Consider the following 20,726-nt stretch of genomic DNA (forward strand, 5'->3'; position numbering starts at 1 on the left):
CCTTGGCCGCTACGTCACAAGATGTAGCGGCTGAGGTCCACGTTTCCGGTCAGTTCGCCCAGTTTCTCGCGCACCACCGTGCCGTTGAACTCGATGGTCTGACCCGACAGGTCGGTGGCGTGATAGCTGGTCTCTTCCAGCACATGCTCCAGCACGGTCTGCAGGCGACGTGCGCCGATATTCTCGATGGTCGAGTTGGCGGTGACTGCCGCATCGGCCATGGCTTCAATCGCTTCATCGGTGAAGGTGACAGTCACGTCCTCGGTCGCCAGCAGCGCCTGATTTTGACGGATCAGATTGGCTTCCGGCTCGGTCAGGATGCGCTTGAAGTCATCGCGCGTCAGAGCCTTCAGCTCCACACGGATCGGCAGGCGGCCCTGAAGCTCCGGCAGCAGGTCCGACGGCTTGGCGACGTGGAAGGCACCTGAGGCAATAAACAGCACGTGGTCGGTCTTCACCGGACCATATTTGGTCGAAACCGTCGTACCTTCGATAAGCGGCAGCAGGTCGCGCTGAACACCTTCACGCGAGACATCGGCCCCGCCCTTTTCCTGACGGGCCGCGACTTTGTCGATCTCGTCGAGGAAGACGATGCCTTCGTTCTCGGCCAACTGGACAGCCTCGCGGGTTAGGCTGTCCTGATCCAGCAGCTTGTCGGCCTCTTCGGTGATCAGAGGCTGGGTCGCGTCCTTCACCGTCATACGCACGGTCTTGGTGCGACCGCCGCCCAGCTTGCCGAGCATATCCGACAGACTGAGGATGCCGACATTGGCTCCTGGCACGTCCATGCCCTGTAGTGGCGAACTGTTATCGGCCAACGCCAGTTCGACTTCCTTGTCGTCCAGCTCACCGGCACGCAGCTTCTTGCGGAAGGCGTCGCGGGTGGTCGCCTGCGAGGTCGGACCGACCAGAGCATCCAGCAGACGTTCTTCGGCTGCGGCCTCGGCCTTGGCCTGAACCTCGACGCGGCGCTTTTCGCGCACCATGCCGATAGCCGCCTCCACCAGATCGCGCATGATCTGGTCCACGTCGCGGCCCACATAGCCGACCTCGGTGAATTTGGTGGCTTCAACCTTGAGGAAGGGCGAGCCTGCCAGCTTGGCGAGGCGACGCGCGATCTCGGTTTTGCCGACGCCCGTCGGGCCGATCATCAGGATGTTCTTTGGCGTGACCTCGTCGCGCAGGTCTTCCGGCACGCGCTTGCGACGCCAGCGATTGCGCAGAGCCACGGCCACAGCCCGCTTGGCGTCCTGCTGACCGACGATAAAACGGTCCAGTTCCGATACGATTTCGCGGGGAGAAAGGTCAGTCATTCTTTTTCGCTTTGCCTCCAAGGGCACTATCGTTCGCCGCGCGGCGGCTCACTGCTTGAGCGCCCTTTACGGCGCTGCTTGGATCAAGCCTCGAGGCTCTCGATTGTCAGATTACCGTTCGTGTAAACGTCTATTCCGGCGGCGATCTTCATGGCCTTGCGGGCGATGGCTTCGGCATCAAGGCTGGTGTCCTCATCGATGAGGGCCAGCGCGGCGGCCAGCGCATAGTTGCCGCCCGAGCCGACTGCGGCGCAGCCCTGTTCCGGCTCCAGCACATCACCCACGCCGGTCACGGTCAGGATAGTGTTCTTGTCGGCCACCAGAAGCATGGCTTCCAGCTTGCGCAGGTAGCGGTCAGTGCGCCAGTCCTTGGCGAGATCCACACAGGCGCGGGCCAGTTGGTCCGGATACTGTTCCAGCTTGGCTTCCAGACGCTCAATCAGCGTCAGCGCATCGGCTGTAGCACCAGCAAAACCGGCGATGACCTTGCCACCGGCCAGTTTGCGGACCTTGCGGGCCGAACCCTTGACGATGGTGTTACCCATAGAGACCTGACCGTCACCGGCGATGATGGTCTTGCCGTCCTTGCGCACCGCCAGAATGGTTGTGCCGTGCCAGTCGGGGAATGAGGATGCTTGCGTCATGTTCTGCGATGTGGCGAGCGTCGCGCCTCCTCGCAAGCGCCAAGCGATGCAGAAGGTGCTAATAGCGACCAAATGAACCAGTCACCCGTCCGATTTTCCGATGAAGAGGTCGAGCGTTACGCCCGCCACCTGATCCTGTCCGAAGTGGGCGGGCCGGGCCAACAGGCACTGAAACGCGCCCGTGTGCTGGTGGTCGGCATGGGCGGTATCGGCAATCCGGCGGCGCTTTATCTGGCGGCGGCGGGTGTCGGCACTCTGGGTCTGATCGACGATGACGTGGTGTCGCTGTCCAACCTCCAGCGCCAGATCACCTTCACCACCGGCGATGTCGGCAAGCCCAAGGTCGAGGTCGCGCGTGATCGTCTGAAAGCGCTGAACCCGCACACCGAAATCGAGCTATTCAACCAGCGCATCGCGCCGGAGAACGCCCCCGATCTGGTCAGCCGTTTTGACGTGGTTCTGGACGGCACAGACGATTTCGAAACGCGGTTTGCGGTGAATGCGGCCTGCGTCGCAGCCGGCAAGCCGCTGGTGTCAGGCGCACTCGGTCGCTGGTCAGGACAGGTCGGCGTCTTCACCGGCCAGCCCTGCTATCAGTGTCTCGTGCCGGAAGCCCCGCCCGAGGCCGAAACCTGCGCCCGCGTCGGTGTGATCGGCGCATTGGCAGGCGTCATAGGCACGATGACCGCGCTGGAAACGATCAAGGTCATCACCGGTGCGGGTCAGCCATTAGAGAGCCGCCTGTTGATCTATGACGGACTGTCGGCAGCCACCCGCGTGGTGAAGCTGGCCGCCGACCCTGAATGTCCCGTCTGCGCTTAGGCGAAGGCGCGATTGAGCAGCTGGACGCACGACTTCATCATCGCCAGCTCTTCCTTGTCATCCCAGTCGCCGTGACCACCGTTGATCTCGATATACTGGACTGACTTGCCTGCGCCGCGCAGCGCGCGATGCATGGCCTGTGACTGGATCGGCGGTACGATCTCGTCCTTGACCCCGTGGACCAACAGAATGGGACAGACGATTTCCGATACCCGACGCCGTGGCGAAGCGGCTTCGATCATGGGCCGCTGCGTACTCAGATCGCCGATACGCTTGGTCCAGAACTCGAAAATCATGTTTCCGGGCGTGTCGTCTGTCCGCTTTTCCCAATCCAGCATGTCGACCAGATCGGCCACGCCACAGATCGAGATCGCCGCCTTATAGAGTTCGGGACGGCGCACCGCCCCCATCAGCGCGGCATAGCCGCCATAGCTGGTTCCCATGATGGCGACGCGGTTGGCATCCAGACCCTTGTCGCGGATCACCTGGGCGATGGCATCCTCGACATCTTCCTGCATCCGCTCGCCCCAACGCCCCCAGCCGGCTTCGGCAAAGGCTTTGCCGTAACCGCCGGAGCCGCGGAAGTTGGGCTGCAGTACCCACCAGCCCTGCGCCGCCAGAATCTGAACCTGACGGTCATAGCTGCGGTAGTCGCGCACCTCCGGCCCGCCATGGGGAAGGACCACAAGCGGCCCCGCCTTGCCCGACAGAGGCGCGGTCAAATAAGCCTCGATCTTGGCTCCGTCACGGGTATCCACGATGATGCGCTGGCCTTCGCCCAGCTTTTCAAAGCTGAGGCTGGTGGCCGAACCCAGCGGCAGGATGTTGCGCGCTGCACGGTCGTAGAAAATCCACGTCCCAGGCTCGCGCGGGCCGGAGACGCGGCCGATCATACGGTTGCCGTCGGCGCTGATGTCCACCAGTTTGACGTCGCAATCGTTCTCGAAAAACTGGTTCAGGGCGCGATGGTGTGCGCTCAGGGCCGGGTCTTCGAACTCGTACTCCAGCCGCTCTCCATAATAGGCGACGCCAATGTATTTGCCGCGGCTGTCATAGATGCCGTCGATGGCATCCACACCTTCGCGATGATTGATCGGAGCGCTGACCGAGAAGTCACGCAGATTGATGTCTCGCACGGTCAAGTGGTTGTCACTATCCGCACGGATCAATACGCGGACCGTCTCCGGATTTTGGGTCTGACCCACATAGCCAAACTCGGGCGCATCACGCAGGCGGTTGCGACGCATCAGGCGCCAGTCCGCCTCGCCCGGCAGACGGGCGAACCAGGTTTCGACGTTGCCGCGAGCATTGATGTTACGGCGCAGCACGGGAATGCCGTCGTGCATCACCCATCCCATGGTCGAGGACGGACCGCGCTCGATCCGCTCGCCCACGCCGCTGATCACATTCATCTTGTACAGGCCCAGCGATCCGTCGCTCTCATACGCAGGCATGAGTACGTGATCCGGATCATTCGGCAGGAAGTCGGAGACCTGTCCGAGATAGGGCGATGCCCGCAGACGGTTGATTTCGTTCTGGAACATGACGGCCATCTGGCCCGTCACCGTGTGCACCGACACCACGCGTTCGGTCGGATAGCCTTCGACGTGGGTCGAACGATTGCTGCCGGTCATGCGGATGCGCTGGACCTTTGGCTCCATGACCGTTTTGACGAGCAGGCGATCTTCGCTGGTCCAGTGCACCCAGCGCACGGCCAAGGCACCGACCTCGATGCTGATGGCCGCAGCCCCTTCGGGATCGTTGGCGTTGCGCACCACAAGCTGGGAGCGCGTTTGGTCGCCCTCGCCAAACTGTTCAAGCACCGCGAACTTTTCACCCGAGGGCGATAATGCAGCGCCCTTGGTCCCTCGGTGGTTGAAGAAATCTTCGATAGCATAGGCACCGGGCTCGCTCGAAAGCGTCCGGGCAGCCGCATTATGACCGGCACCCAGCCACAGGGCCGCGCCTGCGCCAACCGCCGTGAACAAAGCGCCGCGGCGCGACACGCCGACTTGAGTCTCTTCTGGCATTGAGTTCCCCCTGTGCGGAATGTGCACACAGGAGCACCTCAAGTCATCTAAAACATCGCTGGTATCACACGATCCGGCGGACGGTGGCCGTTCTGGAATGTCATGATGTTGGCGATAACGCGATCACCCATATCCTGACGGGCCTCGATCGTTGCCGACCCCAGATGCGGCAGCAGCACCACATTCGAATGTCCAACCAAGCCTGGGTGCACCACAGGCTCGCGCTCGAACACATCAAGGCCGACACCGAAGATCGCGCGGGACTTCACCGCCTCTGCGAGGGCTTCCTCGTCGATCAGTTCACCGCGAGCCGTATTGATCAGGATGGCGTGCGGTTGCAGCAGCGCCAGACGCTGTGCGGAAAGCAAATGGTGCGTGTCCTTAGTCGCCGGACAGTTCAGGCTGATTACGTCCATACGCGACAGCATCTGGTCCAGATCGTCCCACCACGTCGCGCCCAGTTCCTCGGCGACCATATCGGGCACGGGTTTGCGGTTGTGATAGTGCACCTGCATGCCAAAGGCGCGGGCGCGGCGGGCCAGCGCCTGGCCGATACGGCCCATGCCGACAATACCCAGACGTTTACCGTACAGTTTGCGCCCGCACATCCACGTCGGGGTCCAGCCCTTGAACTCGTCGTTAGTGACCACATTGGCCCCCTCGACGATCCGGCGGCTGACCGCGAGGATCAGCGACATGCAGATATCAGCCGTATCCTCGGTGAGAACCCCGGGCGTATTGGAGACGATGATCTTGCGGGCTACGGCGGCCTCGACGTCGATGTGGTCCACACCGGCCCCGAAGTTTGCAATCATTTTCAGTTGTTCGCCCGCGCCGTTGATCAGCTCGGCATCAATGCGATCTGTAATCGTCGGCACCAGAACATCGGCGCGCTGCAAGGCTGCGGCCAGCGCCTCGCGGTCCATCGCCTTGTCCGTCAGGTTGAGTTCGGCATCAAAAAGTTCGCGCATACGCGTTTCGATGGCGTCGGGCAGTCGTCTGGTTAATACGACCTTAAGCTTGCGGACGGACATAAGGGTCCCTGGGGTTTCCTGCGGGTCTGGTGCCCGCTGATCTTAGAGTCTGGATGTGTCTATCAAAGCTGCGGTCAGGATCAAAAATTTCCGTCGCATCGGAATGGTTGCCGGCATGATGGGTTTGGCCCTGATGAGCGGCGCAGGCACCGTCATGCCCTCCGGTAGACCGACGCCGACTGGATTGGAAGTCCCCCGTTGGGTGACTTTGAAGTCCAGCCGCGTCCGCGCCCGTCAGGGCCCGGGGCTGGATTACAATATTATGTGGGAATACCGCGCCGCCGGCCTGCCCGTCCAGGTCATCGCGGAAACCCGCGAATGGCGCAAAATCTGCGATCCTGACGGCTCGGTCGCCTGGATCCACCGCACCGTTGCGTCCGGTCGCCGCAGTGTCTTCAACCGAACCGATCAGCCGATACCTATCCGCACCGGCCGCTCCGATACAGCCTCGGTCAGGGCGCTCTTCTCGCCGCGTTCCATCGTTTCGCTGGACGAATGCGAAGAGGGCTGGTGCCGCGTTCGGGCGCGCAAAATCCGGGGTTGGCTGCCCGAACGGGCCGTCTTCGGGACCCAGACGCGCACCCTGTGCAATCCTGCCCGACCGGCAGGCGCTGGCAGAGAAGTCCAATAAACCCCATTTGAACCGTCGACGAAGGCATACGTTCTGCCTTCACTTCGACTAATGCCGCGGCGCAGATATAGCCCTGTCTGGCTTGACCATGGTTGAGCAGACACTCTGCGTCGTGTAACCCCCGAATACATCTTTCGGAGCCTTCTGACTTTGAGCCAGTCCAAATACCCGTCGTCGTTTGATCTTGAAGGTCTGTTGGCCTCCGGCCGTGGCGAATTGTTCGGTCCGGGCAATGCCCAGCTGCCTGCCCCGCCGATGCTGATGTTCGACCGCATCCTCACGATCTCCGACGAGGGCGGCAACTACGGCAAGGGCTATATCGAGGCTGAACTCGATATCCATCCGGGCCTGTGGTTCTTCCAGTGCCACTTTATCGGCGATCCGGTCATGCCGGGCTGCCTCGGCCTCGACGCCATGTGGCAGTTGGTCGGCTTCTTCCTTGGCTGGATCGGTGGTCCGGGCAAGGGCCGTGCGCTCGGCGTCGGCGAAGTGAAGTTCACCGGTCAGGTCACGCCGGACATTAAGAAGGTGGTCTATAAGATCCACCTCAAGCGCGTCATCAACCGCAAGCTGGTCATGGGTATCGCCGATGGCGTGCTCGAGGCTGACGGCGAAGTCATCTACACCTGCAATGACATGCGGGTCGGCCTGTTCGGCGGTAGCGCCGAAAAGACCGAAGCGTAATCAAAAACACGAGGGAACGCCCATGCGTCGCGTTGTCGTCACCGGTATCGGTATTGTCTCGTCCATCGGCACGGGTCAGGACGAGGTTGCTGCCTCGCTGAAGGAAGCCCGCTCGGGCATCAAATCCGCACCTGATCACGCCAAATACGGGTTCCGCTCGCAAGTCTGGGCCCCGCCGGCGCTGGGTGCGACCGCCGAGGACTGGACCCCTCTGGTGGACCGTCGTGCGGCGCGTTTCCTCGCCAATGGCACGGCGTGGGCTCACATTGCTTTTGAAGAGGCGCTCAAGGATTCCGGCATGGACCCTGAGTCCATCAAGAACGAGCGCGTCGGCCTGGTCGTCGGTGAAGGTGGCCCGTCTACGCAGGTGATCCTGCAGGCGGCCCAGACCACCGCTGAAAAGGGCTCGCCCAAGCGCGTCGGTCCGTTCGCCGTGCCGAAAGCCATGGCTTCGGGTCCGTCGGCTGTGCTGTCGACGTGGTTCCAGACCCGCGGCATCAACTATTCGATCTCGTCGGCCTGCGCGACCTCGGCTCACTGCATCGGTGCCGGTGCCGAGCAGATCGCATGGGGCAAACAAGACGTGGTCTTCGCCGGTGGCTGTGAAGACATCGACTGGTCCATGTCGAACATGTTCGACGCCATGGGTGCCATGTCGTCCAACTATAACGACACTCCGTCGGTCGCTTCGCGCGCCTACGACAAGGACCGCGACGGCTTCGTCATCGCTGGCGGTGCCGGCATCGTGGTTCTCGAAGAATACGAGCGCGCTGTCGCCCGTGGCGCGACCATCTATGCCGAAGTCACCGGCTACGGTGCGAACGCAGACGGTTACGACATGGTCGCCCCTTCGGGCGAAGGCGCAGAGCGCTGCATGAAGATTGCCCTCGAAATGGCCGGCAATCCGAAGATCGACTATCTGAATCCGCACGGCACCTCGACCCCGGTCGGCGATGCCAAGGAAATGTCGGCAGTCCGCAACGTCTTCGGCGACGACATGCCGATGATTTCTTCGACCAAGTCGCTGACCGGCCACTCGCTGGGTGCCGCGGGCGCTCAGGAAGCCATCTACTGCCTTCTGATGATGAAGCACGGCTTTGCGGCCGAGAGCGCCCACATCGAGAACCTCGACCCCGAGTTCGAAGGCATGCCGATCCTGCGCCAGCGTCATGACGGTGAACTGAAGCACGTCATGTCCAACAGCTTTGGTTTCGGTGGCACCAACGCCACCCTGATCATGTCGAAAGTCGATTAAGGAAACACGCGGCGGGGCCGTCGGCGATTAACCAAATACCTTCAAAGAGACACGGTTCGGTCCAGAACTTACCCGGATGCGTATCAATGATCTCTTTGTCGGCTCGCTGATGTCGGGTGCACTTGGAACCTGAACAGCCCCCCCAGCCCCCTCCGGGTGCCCCGCTTACAGGCACCGGCGGGCCGACAACCGAATAAAGAAAAGCCCGCTGACACCTCCCCCGGTCAGCGGGCTTTTTGTTTCCTCGCGCCCTGTTTAGCGCGCCAGATCGAACTCGACCTGTTCGGCGTCGCGCTGCACGATGAGGTGGATTTTGTTCGGGCTGTCGACAGCGCGGGCGAAGTCCGAAAGCGTGCGGAGAGGGGCCTTGTCGATGAATGTGACCACATCGCCCGCCTTAATGCCCACCGACGCGGCAAGCGTGCCGGCCTCCACAACCTGAACCTGAACCCCGTCTGCGACCTCGCGGACAGTAAGGCCCCGCGCGATCGCTTCACTTTGGCCCAGATGGGCGATGGCGGCCTTGTCATCATCGACCGTCATGATGGTGCGACCTTCCTTGCCATCGCGCAGATAGGTCACCGACAGGACAGTACCGGGCGTAGTTATGCCCACCGAGGCCTGCACCGAGCCCCCGTTCATCATCGGACGATCCTGCAGCGAGGTGATGACGTCATGGCGCTTCAACCCCGCCTTTTCGGCAGCCGAGCCCGGATAGACGTCGTGCACGACCGCGCCACGGACGATACCCAGACCCAGTTCCCGCGCGCGGGGGGCTGTCAGTGATCCGACAACCAGTCCGACTTCGCCGCGCTTGACCTCGCCATTGGCAAGGATCTGGTCGACGACAAAACGCAGGATACGGGTGGGTACGGCAAAGGCGATGCCGTCATTGCCGCCGCCCATTCCGCCCGAAAGGATGGAAGTGTTGATGCCGATCAACCGACCGCGACTGTCCAGCAAGGGGCCGCCGGAGTTGCCCGAGTTCACCGCCGCATCGGTCTGGATATAATCTTCGATGGTATCGCCGCGACCGGTGCGGTTCAGACCCGAGATTACCCCCATGGTCAGGGTCTGGTCCAGCCCGAACGGATAGCCGACGGCAAAGGCCAGATCGCCGGTGCGAAGCTCGTCAGAATCGACCTGCGCGACCTGCGTCAGGCCCGTGCCGCGCACCCGCAAAACGGCCAGGTCGGTCGCCTCGTCCGCCCCTACAAGTTCCGCATCCAGGAAACGCCCGTCCAGAAGATCTATCGTGAAATTTCGCCCGCCGTCGATCACGTGATGGTTGGTGACGATGATGCCGTTGGCCGCATCGATGATGACGCCCGATCCGCCCTGTATGGGTTTGGGGCCGTCGTCCGATGAAGGCGAGGTGCCGCCAAGGGCCATGACCTTTACGACTGCGGGAAGGCTGCGCTCAAGATTGGGTGCGAACGAATAGACGCCGCGTGCGCTATCGACCCCCAGCCTTTGTGCAGTCTGCGACATAGCAGTGTGAGGCAAAACGCCCCAACCCGAAACAAATGCCAGACCAAGGGCAGAGGCGGTAAAGGCCGCACGGACACGTATCATGGCAGTCACTCCGGAGGTGGGAAGGGTACTATAACCAAAACCCGCTGGTCACCAAGGTGAACCAAGTTAGCCCGGCATCCGTACTTGAATGATATCAATGATGCGGGCCTGACCATGTTCCATAAAAAACTGTCGCCCTCGGCCTCTCTGCGAGCGCGCTCTATTTTCAAACCCGCCCTAGTGATTGCAGCCTGCGGCCTGACGGTCAGCGCCTGCGCATCGGCGGATACGACGCGCAGCGGGTTCCTCTCCGACTACAGCCAACTCCAGCCCCGCACCGACACCGTCCGGGCCAAGGTCGCCCAGCATCGTAACCCGCAGTTACTTGCGCCCATTGAAGCGGTCTGGATCGAGCCCACCGTTCTTGTCGGCGACATCGGCGACGGCTTCAGCGACGAGGAAAAGACCGTAATCACGCAAGAGATAGACCGCCGGCTTTGCTTTGCCCTGTCCGGCAGATTCGATATTGCGCCACAGCCCGATCCGTCAGCTGGTCGGCTGAGAGCGGCGGCCAGTCGGGTAAGGCCCACCAATGCGGTCGGCTCCTCGGCATCGGCGGTCGCGAACTTCTTTATTCCCGGCCCCCTCGGCGTGAGGGTGCCTGGATCGACCGGCGGACTGGCCGCCGAAGCCGAGTTGCTCACACCGGACGGTCAACAAGCCGCCGCCGTGGTCTGGGCCCGCGATGCACAGGTGGTGGGTACTGAGTCACCTTCCCTGTCCCGCATCGGAGACGCGCACCAACTCACCGGGGCCTTTGCCGATATCGTCGCCGATGCCATAACGCCCGAGGGCCGCCCAAAACGTGACAACAACGGAGAGGACCCCTGCGCGCGCTTTGGCCCACGCATCCGGCCCGAAGGCTTCGTCAGCCGTGTTATCACCGGCCTCTACACGCCAAGCCTGAGCGGCGGCACGCCCGAACAGAAAGAGCCGGAGCCCGAGCCGCGTTAATCCGACAAGGCTTCAACCGCGAGGGCATCCAGCGTGGCGCGGTGGACCTCTGCCGACTGGCATCCGTCGCCGCAGTTTACGACCGTCAGCAAGGCGCTGCGGTTTGACGGGCGGGCGATAACCACGGCACGCCAGTAGCCGTTCGACCCGACGTGCGACAGGAACGGGCCCTCTAAGCCCCTGAAAGCCTTGATCGCGACCCGTCCGAGCGCGGCACTGGTATCGCCCTGCGCGCGGTGAAGCCGTCGATAGCTTTCAGCACTCAGCAGTCGTCCGCGACCCTCTTCTTCCATCTGGTCAATTATGAAACGGCCCCAGTCCTCAAGGCTCATGTGCAGTTCGCCCGCGGGGGCCAGAACAGCGGGGTTGTCCGCCATGGTCCCCTGTCAGGGGCTTGCCGGCCTCATGTCCCAATGGTTGCCCCCTCGAAGTCGCGCCGAACCTTGCAGTCGTCATCTCCAGCGGAGCGAGGACCGGTTCCTGCAGCAAGGTTTCGGTCGATTTAGCCGTCGCCTGCTCGGCAATCACCGCCGCCAGCACATAGCCGCTATTGCTGTAGTTTGACGTGGTGCGCGGCTGGGCAACAGCGTCCATGCCCAAGGCCCGGCGCGCGTATTCAAACCTCTGATCCGGCAGCGGGCGGGTGTCGCTGAAATAGGCTAGCGTCTCTTCAAGGCCGATGATGTCGGGCAGACCCGCACGGTGGGACAGCAGGTCCTCCAGAGTGGCGTCACGATAGGCAGGCTGCATCTCTGCTGCCAACGCTGGCAGCATCTGTTCCAGGGTTGCGTCCCATGACAACACGCCCTGTTCGACAAGGCGTGCAATCATAGTCGCGGTCATGGCCTTGCCATCCGAGCCTATGTGCCAAACGTCGCCCGCCATAACCGGATCGCGGCTCTCGAGATCGCGCACACCCGCTGCGCCGAGGCCCGAAACACGTCCCTCCCGGATTGTCAGCGCGGCGACTGCGGGCACGTCAGTTCCCTCAATCAGAGGGGCCAGCCGCGGCGAGAGATCAGTCTGGGCATGGGCGATCAATGGCGCGACCAGCAGGGCGGCGGCAAAGAAAAACGGCAGAGGTTTATGGAAAGGCATGAAAGTTCTCCACGCCGTCCCATTAGCTCTGCCGTTACGGAAGAACTATGTTCTCCGGATTAAATCGCCGTAGGATTAAGGGGCTTTAGAACGCCGCCTCGCCCGTTATGGCACGACCTAGAATAAGGGCGTGGACGTCGTGTGCCCCTTCATAGGTATTCACGGTCTCAAGGTTCATGGCGTGGCGCATGACGTGCAGTTCGCCGGTGATACCTGCACCGCCGTGCATGTCCCGGGCCTCGCGGGCGATGGCCAGCGCCTTGCCGCAGTTGTTGCGCTTCATCAGGCTGATGGCCTCAGGCACCCATGCGCCGGTATCCAGCAGGCGACCCAGTGCGTATGCGCCTTCAAAGCCAAGGAAGATTTCGGTCTGCATATCGGCCAGCTTCTTTTGCACCAGTTGCCGCGCCGACAGCGGACGACCGAACAGGATACGCTCGGCCACATAGTCGCGCGTGGCGTGCAGGCAGAACTCTGCCGCGCCCATAGCACCCCATGCAATACCATAGCGGGCCTTGTTCAAGCACGAGAACGGACCACGCAGGCCCTGCACCCCCGGCAGGATGTTGGCTTCGGGCACAAACACGTCGTTCAGGCCGATGTCGCCGGTGACCGAGGCACGGAGCGACAGCTTGTCGCCGATCTTGCCCGTGGTGAAACCTTCAAAGTCGCGCTCGACGATAAAGCCACGGATCTTGCCATCCAGCTTGGCCCAGACCACAGCGAGATCCGAGATCGGCGAGTTGGTGATCCAGTATTTGCCACCGTTCAGGCGATAGCCGCCATCGACGGCCACGGCGGTCGTCTTCATCGACGCGGGGTCAGAGCCGCCATCCGCTTCGGTCAGGCCAAAACAGCCGATCAGTTCACCAGCCGCCATCTTGGGCAGGTATTTCATCTTCTGCTCTTCCGAGCCGAAGGCATAGATCGGATACATGGCCAGCGAGGACTGCACCGACATGGCCGAGCGATAGCCGCTGTCGACCGCTTCGATCTCACGGGCGATCAGACCATAGGCGACATGGCTCGCTTCGGACCCGCCGTATTGCTCTGGCAGCATGGCGCCAAGGAAGCCCATCTCGCCCATCTCGGTCATGATGGCGCGGTCGAACGTCTCGTCCCGGAAGGCAGCCACAACGCGCGGTAGCAGGGCCTCGCGCGCATAGGCGCGTGCCGCGTCCTGAACCATCCGCTCCTCGTCAGTCAGACGCTCCGTCAGGTCGAACGGATCATCCCAACGGAAGGTTTTGGCGGAGGCGTCAGTCATGGCATTTCCTCTTAAGATTCCGGGGTGTCATGCACGGTCACGCCAAATTCAACGGGCTGTGACAAAGGAACCCCTGTTATCTTGATCGGTTTAGGCCAAAATAGCCCAATGGGGTAGAGCAAGAACCCACGCAGCTTACGGCTTTCTACTATGTCTTCGCTTTTCCACCGTCTGTTCAAAGAACACCCCGAGGAAGTCAGCGAGAACTATTTCGAGCATATGGGCGCGTCGCTGGGCTTCTGTGGCAAGCTGCTTAAGCTGGCCGGATGCGCCTTCATTCACGCGGTCATCCCGGGGCTGCACAAATCCACGGTCTCGGACGCTGTTCGCGAGATGGAGCCGGGTATGACCCGCCGCGCCAACGAAGCCCGTGAAGAGCGGATGCGCAACGCGGGCGTGTGGGACGTGGGCCTCTAAAGGCTGTTATTCGGGCGTAGAGACGCGCTTGTAAAAACCGTCCACATGCACCCCCATACCGCAAAGTTTGGAAGCCGCGCCGTGGTCTGTGACTTGCGCGCCCTCCGGACCAATCATCACATCGACTTGGAGCGGGTCGGGGCCGATATCGTCCTTGGTGATGGCTCCCGTTGACGTGACAGACGGCACGACGATGCCGCGCACAACGCTATCGTGCCCCTGAGGCCCCCTGACCTGCAATATGCAGTCGGCAGCCGTCGCCGCGCCATCCGGATTTCCACCCACAAGGAAGGTCAGGGTAACCGTGTCACCATCACGGCCATAGCCGATGACGCCATTCGAAGGCTCAGTCCGTTTGAATTCCGGCACGAGGCGCTGGATCGTGGGCGATGCGGTGGGTTCTACGGATACCGTCTGAGCTATTGCTGCCTCGGCGGGAGGTGCAGGAGCCTCGTTAGGCACGTCCGGTTGGGAACAGGCAGCCAAGGCCGCCATCGGTGCAATGATCATTACGGCTCTGCGCATGCGTCTTCCTCCCTAATAACCTCTCAGCTTGGCAATCAACCAAAGGCCCCAGCTCATCAACGCAACGGAGCCGATCAAGATCAGCCCCGCGACCTGAACAGGCCGGGTGCGGCGCGGCAGACTGGTCCCACCAAACCCATTGCCCCCGATAAAGCCCACCACGGCGACCAAACGCCCATAGGTCTTGCCGCGGGGCGTAGCCGGCTCCAGATCATCATCTTCATTGTCTGCGAACGCGCCGCTCGCGGCCTGGTCCAGCAGGGCCCGTGCTTCGTCCACTTGGTCGGCGCGGCCTAGGATGCGTATGCCCAGCGCCCCTTGCATCAAAGGGTCGACCGTCGTCTGAAACCGCTCGGTAACCGACACCTCAATGCCGTGGGACGCCAGAAAGGCCGCAGCCAGGTCGGCTTCGTAGACGTCGGTAAAGCGGGCGATCTCGACTAGGCTCATATCGAAAGGCTTACAGACCACCCCACCGAATGAACACTGTTTTTGAGTTATCCATTCGAGGTTGGGGACCAGCCGTCCGCAAATTCGTGCGTTCCGCTCTGTCTGCTGCTTAAACCCGCACAAAGAAGCCTGGCTGTTTCAGAGCACAAAAAAGGGTGGCAGCCCTAAAGACTGCCACCCTGATTTTTGTGAGAAACCTGTCCTTACAGGTCCAGCAGAGCGCGCTGCGGGTCTTCCAGCAGTTGCTTGATGCGGACCAGGAAGGTCACGGCTTCCTTGCCGTCGACGATGCGGTGATCGTAGCTGAGAGCCAGATACATCATCGGACGGATTTTCACTTCGCCGTTGATGGCCATCGGACGCTGCACGATGTTGTGCATGCCCAGAATGCCCGACTGCGGAGCGTTCAGGATCGGGGTCGACATCAGCGAACCGTAGGTGCCACCGTTCGTGATGGTGAAGGTACCCCCCTGCATCTGGTCCATGGTCAGGGTGCCGTCACGGGCAGCCTTACCCAGAGCGCCGATGCCCTTTTCGATACCGGCGAGCGACAGGGTGTCGGCGTCGCGCAGAACCGGAACCACCAGACCCTTGTCGGTGCCAACGGCAACGGCGATGTCGTAACGGTTCTTGTAGATGATGTCGGTGCCGTCGATCTCGGCGTTAACAGCCGGGATTTCCTTCAGCGCAGCGACCACAGCCTTGGTGAAGAAGGACATGAAGCCAAGCTTCACGCCGTGCGACTTCTCGAACTGCTCTTTGTACTGTGCGCGAAGGGCCATGACATTGGTCATGTCGACTTCGTTGAAGGTGGTCAGCTGAGCGGCAGTGTTTTGCGACTCTTTCAGGCGACGGGCGATGGTCTGACGCAGGCGCGTCATCTTCACGCGCTCTTCGCGGTCACCCAGCGGACGCGGTGCCGACGCAGCAGCGGCAGCATCCGGAGTGGCAGCAGCAGCGCCGATGGCAGCGATAGCATCAGCCTTGGTGATGTTGCCCTTCGGACCCGAAGCGGCGATCGAGGTCGGGTTCAGGTTGTTTTCCGAAACCACGCGTTGGACCGACGGCGACAGGTGTGCGCCAGCAGCAGCCGGAGCAGCGGCCGGAGCCGGTGCTGCAGCAGCCTTCGGAGCAGCCGGAGCGGCAGCGCCAGAAGCCGAGATGGTCGCGATGACCTGACCCGGGGTAACGGCAGCACCAGCTTCGACGCTGATGGTCAGCACGCCAGCTTCCGGAGCGGAGACTTCGACGGCGACCTTGTCGGTTTCGATTTCGACCAGCAGTTCGTCCTTGGCGACGGTGTCGCCCGACTTCTTCAGCCAGTTGCCAACCGAACCTTCAGCGACGCTCTCGCCCATGGTCGGGACAGCGACGTCAACCGAGGCACCGCCAGCAGCAGCCGCCGGAGCAGCAGCAGGAGCGGCCGGAGCAGCGGCAGCTGCCGGAGCCGATGCGCTTGCTGCGCCACCTTCGGTCACTTGACCCAGAACAGTGCCCGGAACGACCGTGTCGCCTTCGCCAGCGTTGATCGCGGCAAGAACGCCGTCAGCCGGAGCCACAACTTCCAGCGAAACCTTGTCGGTTTCCAGCTCGACGAGGATCTCGTCTTTCTTCACCGCTTCGCCGACCTTCTTGGTCCACTTTGCGATGGTGGCTTCGGTAACGGATTCACCGAGGGCGGGGGTCAGAATATCAGCCATTGCAGGGGCTCTTTTTCGTAACAGTCTTGAATACGTTCTAGTGTGACTACGGCGGTTAGGCCATGGCCTCGGCGAGGAAGGTTTCGAGTTCCTTGAGGTGGCGGCTCATCAGACCCGCAGCGGTCGAGGCCGAGGCCGGACGACCGACGTAACGGGCGCGCTTGGCCTTCACATCGAGTTTCTCAAGAGTCAGTTCGATCCACGGATCAACGAAGGTCCAGCCGCCCATGTTCTTGGGCTCTTCCTGACACCATACCAGTTCAGCGTTCGGGAAGCGGGCCAGTTCCGCCGAAATCGACTTGATCGGCCACGGGTAGAACTGCTCCAGACGCAGGATGTAGATGTCGTCGGCACCGGCCTTTTCGCGGGCGTCGAGCAGGTCGTAGTAAACCTTGCCCGAGCAGACGATGACCTTGCGGATATCCTTGTCCGACTTGATGGCCACGCCGGCCACGTTCGGACGCAGCTCGGCATCGTCACGCAGCACGCGGTGGAACGACGAACCTTCGGCCATGTCGGCGATGGTCGAGACAGCCTTTTTGTGACGCAGCAGCGACTTCGGCGTCATCAGGATCAGCGGCTTGCGGAACTCGCGCTTCAGCTGGCGACGCAGGATGTGGAAGTAGTTGGCCGGGGTCGTGCAGTTGGCGACCTGCATGTTGTTCTCGGCGCACTGCTGCAGGAAGCGCTCAAGGCGTGCAGAGGAGTGCTCGGGGCCCTGGCCTTCATAGCCGTGCGGCAGAAGCATGGTCAGGCCCGACATACGCAGCCACTTGCGTTCACCCGAGGAGATGAACTGGTCGATCACGACCTGCGCACCGTTTACGAAGTCGCCGAACTGGCCTTCCCACAGGGTCAGGGTGTTCGGATCAGCCAGCGAGTAGCCGTATTCGAAGCCGAGGACGGCTTCTTCCGACAGGGCCGAGTCGATGACTTCGAAGTGGCCTTGGCCTTCACGCAGGTTGTTCAGCGGGAAGTAGCGCTCTTCGGTGGTCTGGTCGGTGATGCCCGAGTGACGTTGCGAGAAGGTACCGCGCACCGAGTCCTGACCGGACAGGCGGATGTTGTAGCCTTCGTCCACCAGCGAACCGAAGGCGAGGCTTTCAGCCGTGGCCCAGTCGATGTTCTCGCCGGTGGAAACCGCTTCGCGGCGAGCGTCGATGACGCGCTTGAGGGTCTTGTGAACGTCGACGCTGTTCGGGATCGAGGTCAGACGTGCGCCGATCTCTTGCAGCTTCTCGGCCGGAACAGCCGTGGTACCGCGCCAGGCCGCGTCTTCGGTCTTCTCGGCACCCAGACCTTGCCAGTTGCCGTCCAGCCAGTCGGCCTTGTCAGCCTTGAAGGCCTTGCCGGCTTCGAATTCGGCGTCGAGGAAGGCCTCGAACTGGGTCAGTTGCGCGTCGACTTCGGCCTGGGTGATCACGCCCTCGGCCACCAGACGTTGCGAATACATTTCGCGCGTCGACGGCTGGTTCTTGATCTTGGCGTACATCAGCGGCTGGGTGAACGTCGGATCGTCGCCTTCGTTGTGACCGAAGCGACGGTAGCAGAACATGTCCACCACGACGTCCTTGTGGAATTTCTGGCGGTATTCGGTTGCCACCTTTGCAGCGAACACCACAGCTTCCGGATCGTCACCGTTCACGTGGAAGATCGGGGCCTGAACCATCAGGGCCACGTCCGACGGATACGGGGTCGAGCGCGAGTTACGCGGTGCGGTCGTGAAGCCGATCTGGTTGTTGATGACGAAGTGCATCGTACCGCCGGTACGATAGCCCTTCAGACCCATCAGGGCGAAGCATTCAGCCACGACGCCCTGACCGGCGAAGGCGGCGTCGCCGTGGATCAGAACCGGCATGACCTTGGAGCGGTCCAGAGCCCATTCGGCTTCCGGCTTGCCAGCGTTGGCTTCACGGATGTCGAAGGCCTGCTTGGCGCGCGACTTGCCCAGAACGACCGGGTTGACGATTTCAAGGTGCGACGGGTTGGCCGTAAGCGACAGGTGAACCTTGTTGTTGTCGAACTCGCGGTCCGACGAGGCACCCATGTGGTACTTAACGTCGCCCGAACCTTCGATGTCCGACGGAACGGTCGAGCCGCCCTGGAACTCGTGGAAGATCGCCTTGTAAGGCTTGCCCATGACGGCAGCCAGCATGTTCAGGCGACCACGGTGGGCCATGCCGAAGACCATTTCATCAACGCCGAGCGAGCCGCCGCGCTTAATGATCTGCTCCATGGCCGGAACCATGGCTTCACCGCCGTCGAGGCCGAAGCGCTTGGTGCCCGGGAAACGCTTGTGCAGAAAGCGCTCGAAACCTTCGGCTTCGATCAGCTTACCGAGGATGGCCAGCTTGCCTTCCTTGGTGAAGGCGTTCTTCTCGAACTTGTCGGCACCTTCGATGCGCTCTTGAAGCCAGGCTTTTTCTTCCGGCTCCGAGATGTGCATGTACTGCACACCGATGGTGCCAGCGTAGGTGCGCTTGAGGATTTCCATCACCTCGTTGACCGAGGCGGTTTGCAGGCCCAGCACGCCGTCGAGGAAGATCTTGCGATCCATGTCGGCAGCGGTGAAGCCGTAGAATTCTGGCGTCAGTTCCGGATTGTAGACCGGCTTCTCGATGCCCAGCGGGTCGAGGTTGGCTTGCAGGTGGCCGTTCACGCGGAAGGCGCGGATCAGCATCAGGGCGCGGATGGAGTCATGCGCGGCGGCACGGACGTGCTCGTTGGTCAGTTGACCATCGGCAGCAGCGGCCGGAGCGGCAGGGCATGCACCCGGCTTGCCAGCCTTCGGGTCCGCCTTGGGCGCGGGCCAGCGGCCATCGAAGACAGCGGTGTCCTCGGTCGGCTCGTCGCCACGGTTGCGGCCCCAGGAACCGGCACCTGCCGACTGCTTGACCAGATCGGCATTGTCTTTGAGCTGGTCAAAGAAAGCGCGCCATTCACCCGACACCGAGGTCGGGTCATTGGCCCATTTCTCGTGCAGATCCTCAATGAAGGCCGCGTTGGCACCGTAAAGGAAAGAGGTCTCGGCAAAGACCTGATTCAGCCGACCTGCATCGTCCGCCATTTTTCTCACACATCCTATTCCACCGCAGGGGCATGAAAAGCGCCCGCGAGCGAAGCTCATATAGGCCCACTTTCCTCCGGGGTCATGGCCCTACAAAGGCCAAGTGGGAGGAATTTCGTCGAAAGTGCTAGAAAAACTGCCTTCCAACGAGTTTTGGACCACTGCAAAGCCTCGTGAATTGCGAAAATCGTCCCTTTCGCGACCCCCGAGCCCCTGAACGGGTGTTAGTCCCGCCGGACTTCACTAACCCTTAACGCAAAGAAAAAGGCGACAGGGTTCTTACCCTGCCGCCCTCTTTTTCCGTTTTTATCCGATCCTTGGATCGAAAAGTCTTAGCCCTTGAGGACTTCGACCAGGGTCTTGCCCAGACGTGCCGGCGACGGCGAGACACGGATGCCAGCGGCTTCCATGGCTGCGATCTTCGACTCTGCATCGCCCTTGCCGCCCGAAACGACTGCACCGGCGTGGCCCATGGTGCGGCCCTTCGGCGCAGTACGACCGGCGATGAAGCCAGCCATCGGCTTCTTACGGCCCTTCTTGGCTTCGTCGATCAGGAACTGAGCGGCGTCTTCTTCGGCCGAGCCGCCGATTTCGCCGATCATAATGATCGATTGGGTTTCTTCGTCGGCCAGGAACATTTCCAGGACGTCGATGAACTCGGTGCCCTTGACCGGGTCGCCACCGATGCCGACAGCCGTGGTCTGACCCAGGCCTTCGTTGGTGGTTTGGAACACGGCTTCATAGGTCAGGGTGCCCGAACGCGAGACGATGCCCACGTTGCCCTTCTTGAAGATCGAGCCCGGCATGATGCCGATCTTGCACTCGTCCGGGGTCATGATGCCCGGGCAGTTCGGGCCAAGCAGGCGCGAGTTCGAGCGGTCAAGGCGAGCCTTCACGCGCACCATGTCCTGCACCGGAATACCTTCGGTAATGCAGGTGATGAACGGGATTTCGGCTTCAATCGCTTCGATGATGGCGTCGGCAGCACCTGCCGGCGGCACGTAGATCACGGAGGCGTCAGCGCCGGTGGCGTCGCGGGCTTCGGCAACCGAAGCGTAGATCGGCAGGGTTTCGCCGTGCGAACCGGTCCAGTTGGTGCCGCCTTTGGTCGGGTGCACACCGGCAACCATTTGGGTGCCGTGGTAGGCCAGAGCCTGTTCGGTGTGGAAGCCGCCGGTCTTACCGGTCAGGCCCTGCACGATGATCTTGGTGTCTTTATTGACGAGGATGGACATGTGTCTGTTCTCTGAATTCTAGGTG

General features: G+C 61.8%; 19 protein-coding genes. 6 read left to right on the plus strand and 13 right to left on the minus strand.

Annotated elements, in window-relative coordinates; translation table 11 throughout:
- Positions 1–14 precede the first annotated feature (14 nt).
- Entirely contained in the window at positions 15–1,313 is a 1,299-nt protein-coding gene (gene hslU, locus OB03_RS08745) for an ATP-dependent protease ATPase subunit HslU (RefSeq protein WP_461343869.1), read from the minus strand.
- 83 nt (positions 1,314–1,396) lie between these two features.
- Positions 1,397–1,957, minus strand: coding sequence for an ATP-dependent protease subunit HslV (gene hslV, locus OB03_RS08750; RefSeq protein WP_242912674.1), 561 nt, complete (start codon positions 1,955–1,957; stop codon positions 1,397–1,399).
- Between the two features lie 72 nt (positions 1,958–2,029).
- On the opposite strand from hslV, the gene OB03_RS08755 reads away from it, so the two are divergent.
- Positions 2,030–2,779 carry a HesA/MoeB/ThiF family protein gene (locus OB03_RS08755; protein WP_461343870.1) on the plus strand — a complete coding sequence of 250 codons (750 nt, stop codon included), beginning with the start codon at positions 2,030–2,032 and terminating at the stop codon, positions 2,777–2,779.
- On the opposite strand, the gene OB03_RS08760 is transcribed toward OB03_RS08755, so the two are convergent.
- Together OB03_RS08760 and OB03_RS08765 are read right to left on the minus strand one after the other, a co-directional pair.
- Positions 2,776–4,809, minus strand: a complete 2,034-nt coding sequence (locus tag OB03_RS08760; protein WP_461343871.1) for an alpha/beta hydrolase family protein — start codon at positions 4,807–4,809, stop codon at positions 2,776–2,778. The genes OB03_RS08755 and OB03_RS08760 overlap by 4 nt on opposite strands.
- A gap of 47 nt (positions 4,810–4,856) precedes the next feature.
- A complete protein-coding gene (locus tag OB03_RS08765) occupies positions 4,857–5,843 on the minus strand; it encodes a 2-hydroxyacid dehydrogenase (protein ID WP_242912669.1) in 987 nt (328 codons plus the stop codon).
- 55 nt (positions 5,844–5,898) lie between these two features.
- Here OB03_RS08765 and OB03_RS08770 point away from each other — a divergent pair, with 55 nt between their 5' ends.
- The 3 genes from OB03_RS08770 (at position 5,899) to fabB (ending at position 8,413) form a co-directional block, all read left to right on the plus strand.
- Complete coding sequence (locus OB03_RS08770; RefSeq protein ID WP_242912668.1) at positions 5,899–6,474, plus strand: SH3 domain-containing protein; 576 nt, start codon at positions 5,899–5,901, stop codon at positions 6,472–6,474.
- Between the two features lie 150 nt (positions 6,475–6,624).
- Positions 6,625–7,158, plus strand: coding sequence for a 3-hydroxyacyl-[acyl-carrier-protein] dehydratase FabA (fabA, locus tag OB03_RS08775; RefSeq protein ID WP_242912667.1), 534 nt, complete (start codon positions 6,625–6,627; stop codon positions 7,156–7,158).
- A 22-nt stretch (positions 7,159–7,180) separates the two neighbouring features.
- Complete coding sequence (gene fabB / locus OB03_RS08780; protein WP_461343872.1) at positions 7,181–8,413, plus strand: beta-ketoacyl-ACP synthase I; 1,233 nt, start codon at positions 7,181–7,183, stop codon at positions 8,411–8,413.
- Between the two features lie 255 nt (positions 8,414–8,668).
- Here fabB and OB03_RS08785 read toward each other — a convergent pair whose 3' ends face one another.
- A complete protein-coding gene (locus OB03_RS08785) occupies positions 8,669–9,988 on the minus strand; it encodes a trypsin-like peptidase domain-containing protein (RefSeq protein ID WP_461343873.1) in 1,320 nt (439 codons plus the stop codon).
- 84 nt (positions 9,989–10,072) lie between these two features.
- On the opposite strand from OB03_RS08785, the gene OB03_RS08790 reads away from it, so the two are divergent.
- Positions 10,073–10,942, plus strand: a complete 870-nt coding sequence (locus OB03_RS08790) for a DUF3313 domain-containing protein (RefSeq protein WP_461343874.1) — start codon at positions 10,073–10,075, stop codon at positions 10,940–10,942.
- Here the strand turns inward: OB03_RS08790 and OB03_RS08795 are convergent.
- The 3 genes from OB03_RS08795 to OB03_RS08805 all read right to left on the minus strand — a co-directional run bounded on the left by OB03_RS08795 (position 10,939) and on the right by OB03_RS08805 (position 13,307).
- Positions 10,939–11,319: a hypothetical protein gene (locus OB03_RS08795; RefSeq protein ID WP_461343875.1), complete on the minus strand. Its 381-nt coding sequence runs from the start codon at positions 11,317–11,319 to the stop codon at positions 10,939–10,941. The genes OB03_RS08790 and OB03_RS08795 overlap by 4 nt on opposite strands.
- On the minus strand, positions 11,264–12,040 hold the full coding sequence (locus OB03_RS08800) for a serine hydrolase domain-containing protein (RefSeq protein ID WP_461343876.1): 777 nt from the start codon (positions 12,038–12,040) through the stop codon (positions 11,264–11,266). Before OB03_RS08800 ends, OB03_RS08795 begins: the two co-directional genes overlap by 56 nt.
- 85 nt (positions 12,041–12,125) lie before the next feature.
- Entirely contained in the window at positions 12,126–13,307 is a 1,182-nt protein-coding gene (locus tag OB03_RS08805; RefSeq protein WP_461343877.1) for an acyl-CoA dehydrogenase, read from the minus strand.
- Between the two features lie 150 nt (positions 13,308–13,457).
- Here OB03_RS08805 and OB03_RS08810 point away from each other — a divergent pair, with 150 nt between their 5' ends.
- Entirely contained in the window at positions 13,458–13,724 is a 267-nt protein-coding gene (locus OB03_RS08810) for a DUF6356 family protein (RefSeq protein ID WP_461343878.1), read from the plus strand.
- 6 nt (positions 13,725–13,730) lie between these two features.
- Here the strand turns inward: OB03_RS08810 and OB03_RS08815 are convergent, their stop codons facing one another.
- The 5 genes from OB03_RS08815 to sucD form a co-directional block, all read right to left on the minus strand.
- Positions 13,731–14,249, minus strand: coding sequence for a hypothetical protein (locus OB03_RS08815; RefSeq protein ID WP_461343879.1), 519 nt, complete (start codon positions 14,247–14,249; stop codon positions 13,731–13,733).
- A 12-nt stretch (positions 14,250–14,261) separates the two neighbouring features.
- A complete protein-coding gene (locus OB03_RS08820) occupies positions 14,262–14,699 on the minus strand; it encodes a putative signal transducing protein (RefSeq protein ID WP_461343880.1) in 438 nt (145 codons plus the stop codon).
- Between the two features lie 203 nt (positions 14,700–14,902).
- Complete coding sequence (odhB, locus tag OB03_RS08825) at positions 14,903–16,399, minus strand: 2-oxoglutarate dehydrogenase complex dihydrolipoyllysine-residue succinyltransferase (RefSeq protein WP_461343881.1); 1,497 nt, start codon at positions 16,397–16,399, stop codon at positions 14,903–14,905.
- 55 nt (positions 16,400–16,454) lie between these two features.
- Entirely contained in the window at positions 16,455–19,466 is a 3,012-nt protein-coding gene (locus OB03_RS08830) for a 2-oxoglutarate dehydrogenase E1 component (protein ID WP_461343882.1), read from the minus strand.
- A gap of 332 nt (positions 19,467–19,798) precedes the next feature.
- Positions 19,799–20,701 carry a succinate--CoA ligase subunit alpha gene (gene sucD / locus OB03_RS08835; RefSeq protein ID WP_242912654.1) on the minus strand — a complete coding sequence of 301 codons (903 nt, stop codon included), beginning with the start codon at positions 20,699–20,701 and terminating at the stop codon, positions 19,799–19,801.
- Positions 20,702–20,726 lie beyond the last annotated feature (25 nt).

It is taken from the genome of Brevundimonas sp. GN22, assembly GCF_054824005.1.

Excerpts from the sequence above, each read along its gene's own strand:
- hslU (WP_461343869.1), bottom strand. The coding sequence starts at position 1,313 with ATGACTGACCTTTCTCCCCGCGAAATCGTATCGGAACTGGACCGTTTT.
- hslV (WP_242912674.1), bottom strand. The coding sequence starts at position 1,957 with ATGACGCAAGCATCCTCATTCCCCGACTGGCACGGCACAACCATTCTG.
- OB03_RS08755 (WP_461343870.1), top strand. The coding sequence starts at position 2,030 with ATGAACCAGTCACCCGTCCGATTTTCCGATGAAGAGGTCGAGCGTTAC.
- OB03_RS08760 (WP_461343871.1), bottom strand. The coding sequence starts at position 4,809 with ATGCCAGAAGAGACTCAAGTCGGCGTGTCGCGCCGCGGCGCTTTGTTC.
- OB03_RS08765 (WP_242912669.1), bottom strand. The coding sequence starts at position 5,843 with ATGTCCGTCCGCAAGCTTAAGGTCGTATTAACCAGACGACTGCCCGAC.
- fabB (WP_461343872.1), top strand. The coding sequence starts at position 7,181 with ATGCGTCGCGTTGTCGTCACCGGTATCGGTATTGTCTCGTCCATCGGC.
- OB03_RS08785 (WP_461343873.1), bottom strand. The coding sequence starts at position 9,988 with ATGATACGTGTCCGTGCGGCCTTTACCGCCTCTGCCCTTGGTCTGGCA.
- OB03_RS08795 (WP_461343875.1), bottom strand. The coding sequence starts at position 11,319 with ATGGCGGACAACCCCGCTGTTCTGGCCCCCGCGGGCGAACTGCACATG.
- OB03_RS08800 (WP_461343876.1), bottom strand. The coding sequence starts at position 12,040 with ATGCCTTTCCATAAACCTCTGCCGTTTTTCTTTGCCGCCGCCCTGCTG.
- OB03_RS08805 (WP_461343877.1), bottom strand. The coding sequence starts at position 13,307 with ATGACTGACGCCTCCGCCAAAACCTTCCGTTGGGATGATCCGTTCGAC.
- OB03_RS08810 (WP_461343878.1), top strand. The coding sequence starts at position 13,458 with ATGTCTTCGCTTTTCCACCGTCTGTTCAAAGAACACCCCGAGGAAGTC.
- OB03_RS08815 (WP_461343879.1), bottom strand. The coding sequence starts at position 14,249 with ATGCGCAGAGCCGTAATGATCATTGCACCGATGGCGGCCTTGGCTGCC.
- OB03_RS08820 (WP_461343880.1), bottom strand. The coding sequence starts at position 14,699 with ATGAGCCTAGTCGAGATCGCCCGCTTTACCGACGTCTACGAAGCCGAC.
- odhB (WP_461343881.1), bottom strand. The coding sequence starts at position 16,399 with ATGGCTGATATTCTGACCCCCGCCCTCGGTGAATCCGTTACCGAAGCC.
- OB03_RS08830 (WP_461343882.1), bottom strand. The coding sequence starts at position 19,466 with ATGGCGGACGATGCAGGTCGGCTGAATCAGGTCTTTGCCGAGACCTCT.
- sucD (WP_242912654.1), bottom strand. The coding sequence starts at position 20,701 with ATGTCCATCCTCGTCAATAAAGACACCAAGATCATCGTGCAGGGCCTG.